The sequence below is a fragment of the Amycolatopsis sp. NPDC005003 genome (assembly GCF_053600695.1).
The window spans coordinates 71,279-85,597 of the sequence record NZ_JBSGAI010000038.1 but is presented as its reverse complement, the minus strand read 5'-3'; the positions used below and the strand labels follow the sequence as shown (position 1 = coordinate 85,597).

General features: G+C 71.9%; 12 protein-coding genes. 11 read left to right on the top strand and 1 reads right to left on the bottom strand.

Annotation, left to right across the window (positions count from 1 at the left end; all coding sequences use genetic code 11):
• The first annotated feature begins 105 nt into the window (after positions 1-105).
• The 3 genes from ACWED2_RS35165 (at position 106) to ACWED2_RS35155 (ending at position 3,737) form a co-directional block, all read left to right on the top strand.
• Positions 106-558 (top strand): Fur family transcriptional regulator, encoded by a 453-nt coding sequence (locus ACWED2_RS35165; protein WP_449694823.1) that lies wholly within the window; start codon positions 106-108, stop codon positions 556-558.
• Positions 555-2,828 carry a catalase/peroxidase HPI gene (gene katG, locus ACWED2_RS35160; RefSeq protein ID WP_449694822.1) on the top strand — a complete coding sequence of 758 codons (2,274 nt, stop codon included), beginning with the start codon at positions 555-557 and terminating at the stop codon, positions 2,826-2,828. The genes ACWED2_RS35165 and katG overlap by 4 nt, the downstream gene beginning before the upstream one ends.
• Positions 2,829-2,972: 144 nt before the next feature.
• Positions 2,973-3,737, top strand: a complete 765-nt coding sequence (locus tag ACWED2_RS35155; RefSeq protein WP_449694821.1) for a polysaccharide lyase family 7 protein — start codon at positions 2,973-2,975, stop codon at positions 3,735-3,737.
• 37 nt (positions 3,738-3,774) lie between these two features.
• Here the strand turns inward: ACWED2_RS35155 and ACWED2_RS35150 are convergent, their stop codons facing one another.
• Positions 3,775-4,797 carry an LLM class flavin-dependent oxidoreductase gene (locus tag ACWED2_RS35150; protein ID WP_449694820.1) on the bottom strand — a complete coding sequence of 341 codons (1,023 nt, stop codon included), beginning with the start codon at positions 4,795-4,797 and terminating at the stop codon, positions 3,775-3,777.
• Positions 4,798-4,924: 127 nt separating this feature from the next.
• Between ACWED2_RS35150 and ACWED2_RS35145 the strand changes: the two genes are divergently transcribed.
• The 8 genes from ACWED2_RS35145 to ACWED2_RS35110 all read left to right on the top strand — a co-directional run bounded on the left by ACWED2_RS35145 (position 4,925) and on the right by ACWED2_RS35110 (position 14,317).
• Entirely contained in the window at positions 4,925-5,434 is a 510-nt protein-coding gene (locus ACWED2_RS35145; RefSeq protein WP_449694819.1) for a hypothetical protein, read from the top strand.
• Positions 5,435-5,582: 148 nt separating this feature from the next.
• Positions 5,583-7,250 (top strand): alpha/beta fold hydrolase, encoded by a 1,668-nt coding sequence (locus ACWED2_RS35140; protein WP_449694846.1) that lies wholly within the window; start codon positions 5,583-5,585, stop codon positions 7,248-7,250.
• 583 nt (positions 7,251-7,833) lie between these two features.
• The gene (locus ACWED2_RS35135) at positions 7,834-8,163 is read left to right on the top strand and encodes a MerR family transcriptional regulator (protein ID WP_449694818.1); all 330 of its coding nucleotides are present in this window, start codon (positions 7,834-7,836) and stop codon (positions 8,161-8,163) included.
• Positions 8,164-8,291: 128 nt separating this feature from the next.
• Positions 8,292-8,651, top strand: a complete 360-nt coding sequence (locus ACWED2_RS35130) for an ArsR/SmtB family transcription factor (RefSeq protein WP_449694817.1) — start codon at positions 8,292-8,294, stop codon at positions 8,649-8,651.
• Positions 8,648-9,136: an SRPBCC family protein gene (locus ACWED2_RS35125; RefSeq protein ID WP_449694816.1), complete on the top strand. Its 489-nt coding sequence runs from the start codon at positions 8,648-8,650 to the stop codon at positions 9,134-9,136. Before ACWED2_RS35130 ends, ACWED2_RS35125 begins: the two co-directional genes overlap by 4 nt.
• Position 9,137: 1 nt before the next feature.
• A complete protein-coding gene (locus tag ACWED2_RS35120) occupies positions 9,138-9,704 on the top strand; it encodes a maleylpyruvate isomerase family mycothiol-dependent enzyme (protein WP_449694815.1) in 567 nt (188 codons plus the stop codon).
• Positions 9,705-9,858: 154 nt separating this feature from the next.
• Positions 9,859-12,891, top strand: coding sequence for an MGH1-like glycoside hydrolase domain-containing protein (locus ACWED2_RS35115; RefSeq protein WP_449694814.1), 3,033 nt, complete (start codon positions 9,859-9,861; stop codon positions 12,889-12,891).
• A 112-nt stretch (positions 12,892-13,003) separates the two neighbouring features.
• Positions 13,004-14,317 carry a cellulose binding domain-containing protein gene (locus ACWED2_RS35110; protein ID WP_449694813.1) on the top strand — a complete coding sequence of 438 codons (1,314 nt, stop codon included), beginning with the start codon at positions 13,004-13,006 and terminating at the stop codon, positions 14,315-14,317.
• Positions 14,318-14,319 lie beyond the last annotated feature (2 nt).

The following is a 14,319-nucleotide window of genomic DNA, read 5'->3' as shown; positions in this document are numbered from 1 at the left end:
CCGGAGCCTAACCCGTGCCGCTGACTCAGCGTGAACCCCGGCTGGGCCACACGGATGGGGGCCGAAACTTGACCCATTCCAGAAAAGGCCCTAGGGTCGGCGGCGATGTCGGACTTCGAAGCACAGCTGCGGGCGGTCTCGCTGCGGGTCACGCGACCCCGGCTGGCCGTGCTGGCCGCGCTGCGCGACCATCCCCACGTCGACACCGAAACGGTGATCGAACTGGTGCGCGCCGAGCAACCGACGGTGTCGCACCAGACGATCTACGACGTGCTGCGGGCGCTCACCGAAACCGGGCTGATCCGGCGCATCCAGCCGGCCGGGGCGAACGCCCGCTACGAGGCCCGGGTGGGTGACAACCACCACCACGTCGTGTGCCGTTCGTGCGGGGCGATAGCCGACGTCGACTGCGCCGTCGGCCACACCCCCTGTCTCACCGCTTCGGACGACCACGGTTTCGTGATCGACCAGGCGGAGGTCGTCTACTGGGGCACCTGCCCCGGCTGCGCGGCCGCCCGTCCCCGAAATGATTCGCCGCTCCCGGAAGGAAGTAAATGAGCTCCACCCAGGACAACCCGTCCTCCGCGCAGGGCGTGGACAAGAAGGCGGCGGCCGGTTGCCCGGTCGCGCACGACTCGGTGACTTCGCAGGGCAGCGAGAGCGAGAACCCGGCGATCGACTCGCCGTCCCCCAAGACGGGCGGCCGGCCGCGCACCCTCCAGGACTGGTGGCCGAACCAGCTCGACCTCAGCCCGCTGCGGGCGCACTCGTCGAAGAGCAACCCGCTCGGCGAGAAGTTCGAGTACGCCAAGGAGTTCGCGAAGCTCGACGTCGAAGCGCTCAAGCGGGACATCACCGACGTCCTCACCACCTCGCAGGACTGGTGGCCGGCGGACTTCGGCCACTACGGCGGCCTGATGATCCGGATGAGCTGGCACGCGGCGGGCACCTACCGCATCTATGACGGCCGCGGCGGCGCCGGTGACGGCGGCCAGCGGTTCGCCCCGCTGAACAGCTGGCCGGACAACGCCAACCTCGACAAGGCCCGCCGCCTGCTGTGGCCGGTCAAGCAGAAGTACGGCCAGAAGATCTCGTGGGCCGACCTGCTCGTCCTGGCCGGCAACGTGGCCCTGGAGTCGATGGGCTTCAAGACCTTCGGCTTCGGCTTCGGCCGCGTCGACACCTGGGAGCCGGAGGAGATCTTCTGGGGCCCGGAGGACGACTGGCTGGGCGACGAGCGCTACGCCAGCGACACCGAGATGGTGCCGGAGCTCGGCGCGACCGAGATGGGCCTCATCTACGTCAACCCCGAGGGTCCCCGCGGCAGCGCGGACTTCGAGGCCGCGGCGCACTTCATCCGCGAGACCTTCGCCCGGATGGCGATGAACGACGAGGAGACCGTCGCCCTCATCGCCGGCGGCCACACCTTCGGCAAGACCCACGGTGCCGGCGTCGCCGACGACCACGTGGGCCCGGAGCCGGAAGGCGCCCCGATCGAGGCGCAGGGCCTCGGCTGGCTGAACACGCTCGGCAGCGGCAAGGGCCCGGACCAGATCACCAGTGGTCTCGAGGTGACCTGGACCGACAAGCCGACCGAGTGGAGCAACCGCTTCTTCGAGATCCTCTTCGGCTACGAGTGGGAGCTCACCACGAGCCCCGGCGGCGGCAAGCAGTACGTCGCCAAGGACGCGCCGGAGATCATCCCGGACCCGTTCGACCCGAACAAGAAGCACAAGCCGACGATGCTCACGACGGACCTGTCGCTGCGCTTCGACCCGATCTACGGCCCGATCTCGCAGCGGTTCAAGGACAACCCGGACGAGTTCGCGCTGGCCTTCGCCAAGGCCTGGTACAAGCTGCTGCACCGTGACATGGGCCCGGTCAGCCGCTTCCTCGGCCCGTGGGTCGCCGAGCCGCAGCTGTGGCAGGACCCGGTGCCGGCCGTCGAGGGCGAGCTCGTGGGCGAGGCCGACATCGCCGCCCTCAAGGCGAAGGTGCTGGAGTCCGGCCTTTCGGTCTCCGAGCTGGTTTCCACGGCGTGGGCGTCGGCCGCGAGCTTCCGCTCCACCGACAAGCGCGGTGGCGCGAACGGCGCCCGCATCCGCCTGGAGCCGCAGCGCAACTGGGAGGTCAACCAGCCCGAGCAGCTCGGCAAGGTCCTGGAGATCCTCGAGGGCGTCCAGCGCGAGTTCAACGAGGCGGGCGGCGCGCAGATCTCGCTGGCCGACCTGATCGTGCTGGCCGGCTCGGCGGCCGTCGAGAAGGCGGCGCGCGACGCCGGCGTCGAGACGACCGTGCCGTTCCACCCGGGCCGCACCGACGCCTCGCAGGAGCAGACCGACGTCGACTCCTTCAAGGTCCTCGAGCCGCGCGCCGACGGCTTCCGCAACTACCTGCGGGCCGGCGAGAAGCGCCAGCCGGAGGTGCTGCTGGTCGACCGCGCGTACATGCTCGACCTGACCGCGCCGGAGATGACGGTCCTGGTCGGCGGCCTGCGCGCCCTCGGCACGAACCACGGCGGTGCCGCGCACGGCGTCCTCACCGACCAGCCGGGCGTGCTCACCAACGACTTCTTCGCCAACCTGCTCGCCCCGGGCACCAAGTGGAAGGCGTCGGAGTCCGCGGAGAACGTGTACGAAATCCGCGACGTGACGACCGACGAGGTCAAGTGGACCGCCACCGCGGTCGACCTGATCTTCGGGTCGAACTCGCAGCTGCGGGCGCTGGCCGAGGTCTACGCCAGCGACGACGCCCGCGAGAAGTTCGTGGCGGACTTCGTCGCGGCGTGGACGAAGGTCATGGAGCTGGACCGCTTCGACCTCGCCTGATGTTCACCGCGACGGGCCCGGCCGGTTCTTCCGGCCGGGCCCGTTCGCGTGCGCGGCGATCTTGACATCGGGTGACCGCCGACCTACCGTGAGTCCCACGCCGCCGGGTTGTCCAGACCATTTACCGTGAAAGGACACCCAACGATGCGTGTGCGCGCCTTGCTCGCCCTCCTGGCGGTCCCGGCCCTGGCCGCGGCGACAGCCTCCCCCGCGCTCGCGGCGGACCCGTCCGTCGCCCCGGGCGGCAACTTCGACCTCTCGATCTGGCAGCTGCAGGAACCGGTCGGCTCGCCGGGCAAGCCGACGACCATCTCGTCGTCCCGGCTGCAGGGGCCGAACGGCTTCCAGGACAGCTACTTCTACACCGACACCCGCGACGGCGCGATGACCTTCTGGGCGCCGGAAAAGGGCGTCACCACGCCGAACTCGAACTACGCGCGGTCGGAGCTGCGCGAGATGAACCGCGACGGCTCCGCCGCGAACTGGTCGCTGAGCGGGTCGCACAAGCTGAGCGCGACCCTGCGCGTGGTCTCGGTGACGTCGAACGTGTGCGTCGGCCAGGTCCACCTCGGCACCGGTGGCTCGTCGACGAAACCGCTGCTGGAGCTGTACTACCGGGCGAGCGGCGACATCGTGCTGGGCACCGAGAACTCCCCCGACGGCGGGCAGACGCCGCACACCGTCGGCCACGTTTCGCTCGGCAAGACCTGGACCTACACGATCGGCATCTCCGGCGGCAACACCATCGACCTGACGGTCAACGGCAGCACCACGCACTACGGCATCCCGTCGTCGTTCAAGGCGTACAAGCAGTACTTCAAGGCGGGTTCGTACAACCAGTCCTCTTCGGACAGCACGACGAAGGGCGCCCGGGTCGCCTTCTACGGCCTCAACGTCTCCCACGGCTGACCGAGGAGCGGCCCGGCCGCCACCGGGCCGCCGCTCGTCAGCGCCAGCCCAGCTCCGGGGCCACGTGCTTCAGGATGTTCTCCAGCACGTGCGCGTTGTAGTCGACGCCGAGCTGGTTCGGGATCGTCAGCAGCAGCGTGTCCGCGGCCTGGATGGCCTCGTCCTCCTTGAGCTGCCGCACGAGCTCGTCGGGCTCCCCGGCGTAGGAGCGGCCGAAGATCGCGCGGGTGTTCTCGTCGATCATGCCGACCTGGTCGCGCGAGTGGCGGTCGCGGCCGAAGTACGCGCGGTCCTGGTCGTTGGTCAGCGCGAAGATGCTGCGGCTGACCGACACCCGCGGCTCCCGCTCGTGGCCGGCTTCGGTCCACGCCTCGCGGTACGCCTCGATCTGCTTGCGCTGCTGGACGTGCAGCGGCTCGCCCGTCTCGTCGTCCTTGAGCGTGGAGCTCTGCAGGTTCATGCCCAGCTTCGCCGCCCACACGCTCGTCGCGTTCGAGCCGGAACCCCACCAGATGCGCTCGCGCAGGCCCTCGGAGTGCGGCTCGAGCCGCAGCAGGCCCGGCGGGTTCGCGAACATCGGCCGCGGGCTCGGCTGCGCGAAACCTTCGCCTTCCAGCAGCTTGAGGAACACCTCGGTGTGCTGCCGCGCCATGTCGGCGTCCGTCTCGCCCTCGCCGGGGGCGTAACCGAAGTACCGCCAGCCGTCGATCACCTGCTCGGGGGATCCCCGGCTGATGCCGAGCTGGAGCCTGCCGCCCGAGATCAGGTCGGCGGAACCCGCGTCCTCGATCATGTACAGCGGGTTCTCGTAGCGCATGTCGATCACGCCGGTGCCGATCTCGATCTTCGACGTCCGCGCGCCGATCGCCGCGAGCAGCGGGAACGGGCTGGCCGCCTGCCGCGCGAAGTGGTGCACGCGGAAGTAGGCGCCGTCCACGCCGAGCTCCTCGGCGGCCACCGCCAGGTCGATCGACTGGTGCAGGAAGTCGGCGGCCGACCTGGTCTCGGAGTGCGCGCCCGGCGACCAGTGGCCGAACGACAGGAAGCCAATCTTCTTCACGCCCCCTCAGACGTCCGGGAGCCGCGAATGATTCCCGGGTGTGACCGCCGTCGTTCGCTCGTTCCGGTGAATCGCCGCCCGGTCCCCGCACGGTGCGGGTACTCCGCCGGAAACGAGGAGGAGACGCATGCCCGACAACGACCTCACCGGCTTCCTGCTGATCGGCCTGGTCTTCGTGGTGGCCGACGGCCAGGTCCTCTACCGCGGTGGCCGCCGCTACCTCAGCGGCCCGGACGGCGAGGAGGGCAGCGGTTCGCTGGCCTGGATGGTGGTGACCGTCTTCCACCTCGTCTCGTTCGGCGTGCTCGCCCTGCTCTCGGTGGTCGGCCCGCGGTGGTCGGGTTCGACGGCCGCCCTGGTCGGCCGCCTCGGCGTGTTCCTGCTGCTGATGGCGGTGGCCCACGTGCTGACGCTGGCCGTGCTCGCCCGCCGCCGTCAGGACCGGATCGTCGAGGAGCACTTCCAGGAGCGGGAGGGCGTCACCGAGACCTACGTCCGGCCCGCCACCGAAGTGGTCGTCGAACCGGCCGCGACGGACCCGGCGTGGCGCTCCACCACCACCCCGGTGCCCGGCCAGGACGGCCCCCGCCCGCAGGTGGCGCCCGATCTCGGCAACCACGGCCCGTACCGCACCTGACCTGCACCGCGACGTTCACCGGATCGAAGGAATCCGCCCGGCGAGCCGCGACTTTGCGCTGCCTCCCCTCCACCGGCCGTGATTGGATCTTCACGGCCGGTGCGTGAGGAAGGAAACTGCGGTGCGAACGTCCCGAGCAGGACTGGTGGTGGCGGTCTCGGTCCTGGTGGCGGCCACGGCGCCCGCTGCGGCGACCACGGCCGACCCGCTCGCGCCTTACCGGGAGCAGGAGGTCTCCTGGGGCGCCTGCCCGTTCAAGCAGCGGACCAAGCCGCCCACGGCACAGTGCGCGCGGATCACCGTCCCGCGGGACTGGGCGGCCCCGGCGGCCGGGGTCGACCTGCAGGTGGCGGTCAGCCGGGTGACGGCGTCCGGCAGCAGGCAGGGCGCGATCCTGGTGAACCCGGGCGGCCCCGGTGGCCGGGGGACGTCGCTGGCGGGCGCGCTCGCCGGGCTGGAACCCTCGGTGAACGAGCACTACGACATCGTCGGCATGGATCCGCGCGGCACCGGCCAGGAGGGCGGCACCGACGACGGGTACGTGTGCCGGGTGCCGCTCGGGCGGCTGCCCCAGGACGACGACCTCGACGCCCGCGACCGCTCGGCGGCCAGCATCGCGCTGCACCAGCGCACGCCGCGGGTGCTGGCCGAGGCGTGCCAGAGCGACGCCCTCGCGCCGTTCATCACCACCTGGCAGACCGCGCACGACATGGACCTGATCCGCGCCCTGCTGGGCGACGAGAAGCTGAACTACCTCGGCTTCTCCTACGGCACCTGGCTCGGCGCGAAGTACGCGTCGCTGTTCCCGAACCGCGCCGGGAAGATGGTCCTCGACTCCAGCGTCAACTTCGAAGGGCGGCTCCAGGCCGCGTTCGAAGCGTTCCCGAAGATCGACCAGCGCCAGTTCGACCGCGTCTACGCGCCGTGGCTGGCCCGCCGGTTCCCGGAGCAGCTCGGCAAGACCGCCGGCGAGGTCCGGGCGAAGTGGGAGCGGCTGCGGGCCTACTTCAAGACCAAGGGCGTGCCGCCCGACGTCTTCGACTCGGTCTTCGTCGGCAACGGCAGCACCCGGCAGTGGATGACCGGTGCCCTCGTCCTCACCAAGGGCGCGGCGGCGCTCGACGGCGAAACCGCCGCTCCGCCGCCTGCCGCACTGCGGAGCGACCTCGACCGCGCCTCGCGGGCCGTCTTCGGCCGTCCGGCGGACCGGCTGACCGCGGCCGACGTGGCGGCGGACCCGCCGGAGCCCGACTACGCCGACGTCCCGGGCACGCGGCTGGCCGTGGCGTGCGGCGACCAGCCGACGCGAACGGCGAGCTGGTACAAGCTGCTCAGCGACCTGCAGGGCCCGGCGTACCCGCTGTTCGGCTGGGCGTACGGCCTCAGCGAGGCGTGCGGCTTCTGGTCCGACGCGCCCCGCCACGAGCTGCCGACGCTCTCGCCGCGCGCCGCGAAGAACATCCTCGTCGTCCAAGGCGAGTTCGACCCGCAAACCGGCTACGAACAGGCGGAGGCCGCGGCACGGGCCGCCGGGATCCCGATGATCTCGGTGGCGGATTCGCCCTTCCACGGCCAGTACGCCGTCAGCGGGAACTCCTGTGTGGACGATCTGGTGAACGGCTTCTACCTCGGCACCACGCGGCCGCCGGCCACCATCTGCCCCGGCGTCCCACTGCCCGGCGAGCACGAGGTGTACCCGGTGCCGGGCCCGGCGGGCGAGCCGAGCCGAGCGACGTCCCCCGCGCCGCGCGACGCCCGCTCGAACGTCCGGGAACGGCTGCAGGACGACATCAGCGCGGTCAACCGCGGTCGCTGAGCCGGTCCGCCACGCCTAGCCGGTCGATGTCCTCCAGGTCTTCGGGGTGCAGCCCCCGGCCGGTGAACCGCTCGACGGCGACCAGGCTCTTCCCGGTGCGTTGGCGACCGCCAGCCGGGACCGCCTGACCCAGTGGCAGCGCGTCTCGGGCCGGTCCACCACCGGCGGCGCGGGCGGGATCGACGCGCGGACGGCGGGCACGGCTGCGGCCACGGCAAGGTCCTCCCCCATGCGGCCCGCTCCGCCGGAGGATCACCGGACCGGAGAAAATCTGTGGTGACGGGAGTAGACATTCGCCTGCGGGCGCGGGTAAAGTTCTTCGTGTACGGAGAGAGACCAGAGAGGAAGGGAACGGGACCATCATGGGATCGCCCGCAGCGGCCCGGTAGCGCCGCGCGGGTGCCGTAGGCCCATCGAGTTCGGAGGTGGTGCTCGGTCACGGATGAGCGATCCCCGCGCCGGCCGGCTTCGTGCCGGGCGCGGGAAGCCGGCGGTCACGCCGGCCGGCAATGGTGAAACCCAACCTTTCGAGGACCCCGGGTGCCGTGGATGGCACCCGGGGTCCTTCTGATGCGGAGGTGGAATGGTCCCCGACGGGGAAAGACCGGCAACACCGGGGAAGTTCGACGACGAGCACTACCCCGGCTACACGATGGGCCGCGCGGCCGACATGCTGGGCACGACCCAGGGTTTCCTGCGCAGCCTCGGCGAAGCCGGGCTGATCACCCCCCAGCGCTCGGCCGGCGGCCACCGGCGGTACTCCCGGCACCAGCTGCGCCTGGCCGCGCGCGCCCGCGAGCTGGTGGACCAGGGAACGGCCATCGACGCCGCCTGCCGGATCGTGCTCCTGGAAGACGAGCTGCGGGAAGCCCGCCGGCTCAACCGGGCCCTCCAAGGGGAATCCGAAGGCTGACTTCGTCCACAGTGGACGGTTGCGGCCCGGCGTCCGGCCGCGTGTCGGCGCCGATCTCAACCGCCAGGTTGACAACACCCCGGGCACGCCCTACGGTCTTATTCAACCGAAGAGTTGAGGAAGAACCGGTGGACGAAGACAGCGAGCGGCTCAACCGGGTGTTCGCGGCACTGGCCGACCCGACGCGGCGCGACCTGGTGGCGCGGCTGGCCGGCGCGGACGCGACCGTCGGCGAGCTGGCCGAGCCCTACGACATGAGCCTCCAGGCGGTCTCCAAGCACGTGAAGGTGCTGGAGGAGGCCGGGCTGGTGACGCGCAGCAAGGACGCCCAGCGCCGTCCGGTCCACCTGGACGCCGAGGTGTTCGACCTGATGACCAAGTGGATCGAGCGGTACCGGCGGCAGGCCGAGGAGCGCTACCGGCGCCTCGACACGCTGCTGGGCCGCATGGCGGGCGGGGAAACCCGGCCCCGAAAGGACGCGTCATGACGACGGCGAAACACGAGACCGAGATCCTGGCCGACGAGAAGGTCCCGACGATCCGGCTCGTCCGGGACTTCGACGCCGCGCCCGAGCAGGTGTTCCGCGCCCACGTCGACCCCGAGCTGTACGCGCAGTGGATCGGGCCGCACTCGGTCACCACCCGGATCACGCGGTGGGACGCGCGCACGGGCGGCGAGTGGGCGTTCGCCAACGACCGCGGAGGCGAGGAGATCGCGGCGTTCCACGGCAGTTTCCACGAGGTCCGGCCGAACGCGCGGATCGTGTGGACGTTCACCTACGACGCCGAACCCGACAGCGTCGCCCTGGAAACGCTGACCCTGGAGGAAATCGAGGGCGGCCGCACCCGGCTGCGGGTGCTGAGCGTGGTGCCCGACTTCGCCACCCGCGACGGCATGCTGGCCAGCGGCATGGACGTCGGGGTCAACGAGGGCTACGCCAAGCTCGACGCACTGCTCGCGAAGGAAGCCTGAGATGACCTCGAACCCCACCGGCCCCGCGCGGCAGCACGCGGCCGAAGCCGCCCGCTTCACCGAACTGGTCGAGTCGGCCGCCCCCGGCGACTGGGCGCGGCCCGCGCCGGTGGCGGGGTGGACGGCGCTCGACGTCGTGCGGCACCTGGTCGAGTGGCCGCGCGGCTTCCTCCGCGGCGCCGGGATCGAGCTCCCGGCGCTGGCCGTCGACGCCGACCCGGCCGGTGCCTGGAAGCAGCACGTCGCCGACATCCAGGCCATCGTCGACGACGCGGGCGGGCGGGTGCTCAGCAACCCGCACACCGGCGACCGGCCGGTGGACGAGGCGATCGACCAGTTCTACACGGGCGACATCTGGCTGCACTCCTGGGATCTCGCCAAGGCCCTCGGCCGCGAACCCGACCTCGGCGAGGAGCGCTGCGCGGAGGCGTTGACGGCGATGCGGCCGATGGAACGGGTGCTGCGCGACAGCGGCCAGTTCGGCCCGGCGGTGCCGGTCGCCGAGGACGCTTCGGCACAGGACCGGCTGATGGGATTCCTGGGCCGCGACCCGGCCTGGCGGCCCTGAGCACGCCGAGCGGGTGAGCGAGTGGGCGGCCGCCTGTCGGCCGCCCACCGGGGCGACCGGTGGGATACAACGTTGTAAATGCGTATTTACAACGTTGTATCCCACCGGCTACCGTCTTGCTGCCCGGTCCCCGAGGAGCACGAGGAGCGTCGGTATGCGCTCGCTTCGTCGTCTGTGCACGGTCCTGACCACCACGCTCGTCACCCTGTCTGCCGCCGTGGTCCCCGCGGTGGCCGCGCAGGCCGGTCCGCCGCCGGTGTACCCCGCCGTCGGCTCCGGGACGCACCTGCTCGACCACCCGGCGAAGCTCGCCGGCCTGGGCGACCCCGGCTGGTACGAGGCCAACATCCCGTTCGTCGACCTGCCCGACAAGGCGATCGAGGACACCTACTACTACCGGTGGCGCACCTTCAAGGAGGCCCTCAAGTACACCGGGCCCGAGGACGGCTGGATCGTCTCCGAGTTCCTCGGCCCGGTCGGCTACTCCGCCCCCGGCGGCGGGATCGACGCCGCCGCCGGGCACCACCTCTACGAAGGCCGGTGGCTGCGCGACCCCCGCTACCTCGACGACTACGTCGACTACTGGCTGCGCGGCAGCGGCGCGGGGCCGAAGCCGGCGACCGACGGCCTCAACGAGAACACCACCGACTGGGCCCACGAATACTCCTTCTGGGCCGCCGACGCCGTGCTCGCGCGGGCCTCCGTCGACGGCCGGTGGGACTTCGCCGTCGACCGGCTCCCCGAGCTGCAGCGGCAGTGGGCCGCCTGGGCGCCGCAGTTCGATCCGCAGCTCGGCCTCTACTGGCAGGTCCCGGTCTGGGACGCCATGGAGTACACCGCGAGCTCCTACCAGAGCCCGGACCCCTACCACGGCGGCGCCGGGTTCCGCCCGACGCTCAACGCCTACCAGTTCGGCGACGCGCAGGCCATCGCGAACCTGCTGCGCCGCCGCGGCGCACCCGGCGACCGGCAGCTCGCCGACCGCTACGACCGCGACGCCCGTGCCCTGCAGGCGAACCAGGACCGCGTCCTGTGGGACAGCGGCGACGCCTTCTACAAGCACGTCATGCGAGACGGCAACCCGGGGCGCGCCAAGATCGCCGATCGGGAGGAGATGGGCTTCGTGCCCTGGTACTTTCACATGGCCCCGGCCGGCGCCGCCGCCGCGTGGGCGCAGCTGACCGATCCGGCGGGGTTCGCGGCCCCGTTCGGGCCCACCACGGTCGAGCGGCGGAGCCCGTGGTTCATGCACGACGCCACCGTCGGGTGCTGCCGCTGGTCCGGGCCGAGCTGGCCCTACGCCACCAGCCAGACCCTCACCGCGCTGGCGAACCTGCTCACCGACTATCCCCCGCAGCCGTATGTGTCCACTCAGGACTATTACGCCCTGCTGCGCGGGTACGCCCTCACCCAGCGCAAGAACGGCGTGCCGTACGTCGCCGAAGCGCACCAGCCCGACGAAGACCGCTGGCTCTACGACTCCCGCGGGCACAGCGAGGACTACAACCACTCGACGTTCGACGACCTGGTGCTGTCCGGGCTGCTCGGCATCCGGCCCCAGCAGGGTGACCGCGTGCGGCTCGCGCCGCTCGTTCCGTCCACTTGGGACCACTTCGCCGTGGAGAACGTGCCCTACCACGGGCGCAACCTGACCGTGGCCTGGGACCGCGACGGCCACGTCTACCGGCAGGGCGCCGGGCTGAGCGTCTGGCTGGACGGCAAGCTCGTGCACCGGCAGGCCGGGCTGACGGCGGTCGACGTGCCGGTGCGCCCGGGCCGGGCGACCGCGGCCGGACAGGTCGTCGACGACCTGGCGAACATCGACCGCACCGGCTACCCGGCGGCGTCGGCGTCCTACACCTGGCCCGCGGACAGCCCGGCCAACGCGATCGACGGCCAGGACTTCGACCTCGACGTCCCGTCGACGCGCTGGACGAGCTACGGCAGCCCGAACCGCGACGACTGGCTGGCCGTCGACCTCGGCGCGGCCACCGACGTCTCCGACGTCCGGATCTCCTTCTACGACGACGGTGGCGGCGTCCGCACGCCGGACGCCTTCGCGCTCCAGTACCGCACCGCCGACGGGGCGTGGGCCGATCTCCCGAGCCAGCAACGGGATCCGGCCACGCCGGTGCGCGGCAGGCCGAACCGGGTCGTCGTCCAGCCGGCGGTCCGCACCGACGGCCTCCGCGTCCGGCCGTCCAGAGTGGACGGTGGCGCGACCGGCATCACCGCGGTGCAGGCGTGGCGCGCCGAAGACGACCGGCTGAGTGTCCGGCTCCAGGACGATCCGGTGCGGCTGCGCCCCGGGCAGACCGCCGAAATCGCCGGCTCGGTCCGCAGCGCACAGGCGCTGACCGTCCGGCCCGCGCTCACCCTGCCCCGCGGCTGGACGGCGCAGCCGGTCGGCCCGGCCGGCGACCTCCGGCTCACGCCCGGCCGGGCCGTCCCGCTGCGGTGGCGGGTGACGGCACCCGCGGACACGCCGGTCGGCACCCGGGCGCCGGTGCGGCTGCTGGTCACCACGCTCGACCACGGCGTCCCGGTGCGCGGCACCGCCGACCTCCTGCGGGCGGAGGTCGTGTTCGACCCGGCCGATTTCGCCACGCCGGTGTGGGACGACGACTTCACCGGCGACCGGCTGAACGACTACCGGGTCGGCGCGCGGTTCGGGGAGCCGGTGCCCGCGCTGAGCCAGGCGGGCGGCGCCCTGGTCGCGTCCGCGACCCGGCAGTCGGCCGCCGTGCTCGTGGCACCGGTGGCCGCCCCGGCCGGCGACTTCGCGGTGGTCCTCGAACCCCGCGCCTTCGCCGGGAGCGCACCGGAGGACAGCGTGCTCCTCGGCCGCGCCGCCGGGCCGGACGAGCTGGCCCTGGCCTGGTACAACCACCACTTCGGCACGTCCGGCGCGGACGTGCGGGCCGGTGGGCGCGACTACGGCGACGACGTGACCGGCGGGTGCTGCGCCGCCGTCAAGTGGTCGCCGGGCGACCGGTTCGCGGTCGTGGCCGACCACCGCGGCGGGCTCACCAGCTGGCTCGGCCACCAGGGCCGGTGGCAGCTGCTGCGGACGATCCCGGGCGGTGCGGCGATCGCCCCGGGCTGGTCCCCCGCGATCGGCCTCCGGCTGACCTCGGGACAGCTGGCCCTCGAGCGGCTGACCGTCGTGGCCCGCGACCCGGCGTGAGGAGGCGATTGACAAACGACCGGTGCACGGTGGACTCTGGGAGCGCTTCCAGACGACGCCGCCGGGGCCGCTTCCCGCCTGCCGCGGTACTTCAACCGCGGAAGGAGAGCCGATGGGATCCGCCTCCCGCCGGATGGCCGCGCGCCCGGGTGTGCTCGCCGTGATCGCCGTGCTCGTCGTGGGTGTTTCCGTGCTGTGGCCCTGGAAGTCGGGAGCCGCACCGGCCGCACCCATCACCGGCAACGCGACCCACTTCGACGCGTTGGGTGCGCCCTACGGCGGCTGCGGCCTGCCGCAGGACGTGCTCGACGCGCCGGACTTCGTCGCTCTCAACGTGTACAACACCCCCGGTGACTACAGCTTCTACCCGCGGCCGATCCCGCCTTCGCAGGCCGCGAAGATCGGCCTGTGGGACAACGGCCGCAACTGCGGGCGGTTCGTGCAGGTCACCATCGGCGAGTACTGCACCGGCGTCAACGACGGCGCGCCGGGACAACCGTTCTGCCGCAACGGGTCCTGGGTGACCGACGGCTACGCCGGTGCCCAGCTGACCATGGTCGTGGCCGACAGCTGCGGCGACTCGAACGCCTGGTGCCGCGACGATCCCGGCCACCTCGACCTCTCGACCGCCTCGCTGAACCGGTTCGTGAAGAACGGCGTCCCGGTCGGCGACATGAACCCCGGGCACTGGAACAACCGGCGGGTCTCCTGGTCCTACGTGCCCGCGCCCAACTACACCGGCGACCTGAAACTCGGCTTCCTCCAGGGCTCGCAGCGGTATTGGACGGCCGTCGCCGTGTCGCACCTGCCCAACGGCGTCCACGGCGTGGAGTTCCAGGGCGCGGACGGCAGCTGGCAGCAGGCGCAACCGGACAGCGATCTCGGGCAGGCCTTCCTCATCGGCCCGACCGCCACGGCGGGCACCTCCTACGCGATCCGGGTGCGCGACGCGAGCGACGCACTCGTCAACGACGGCCGCGTCTATCGCTTCTCCCTGCCGGACCAGTGCCTTTCCGGGTGCGCGGCGGCCTACACCGGCATCAGCTACACGACCGGGACCAGCACCCCGACGACGACTCCGACCAGCCCCACCACCACGACCACGACGACCACCACCCCGGCCGGGGCGTCGTGCGCGGTGACCTCGGCGGTCACGTCGTCGTGGAACGGCGGGTACCAGCTGGAGTTCACCGTGAAGAACACCGGCACGGCCGCCCTCACCGGCTGGACCACGGCGTTCTCCTTCTCGGGCGGCCAGCAGCTGACCAACTCGTGGAACGCCGCGGCCACCCAGTCCGGCCAGCAGGTGCGGGCGGCCAACCAGAACTACAACGGGACACTGGCCGCCGGCGCGTCGACGACCTGGGGCGCCGTCGTGACCGGCACGTCCCAGCCGCTGGGCGGGCTGGCCTGCACCGCCCGCTGAAC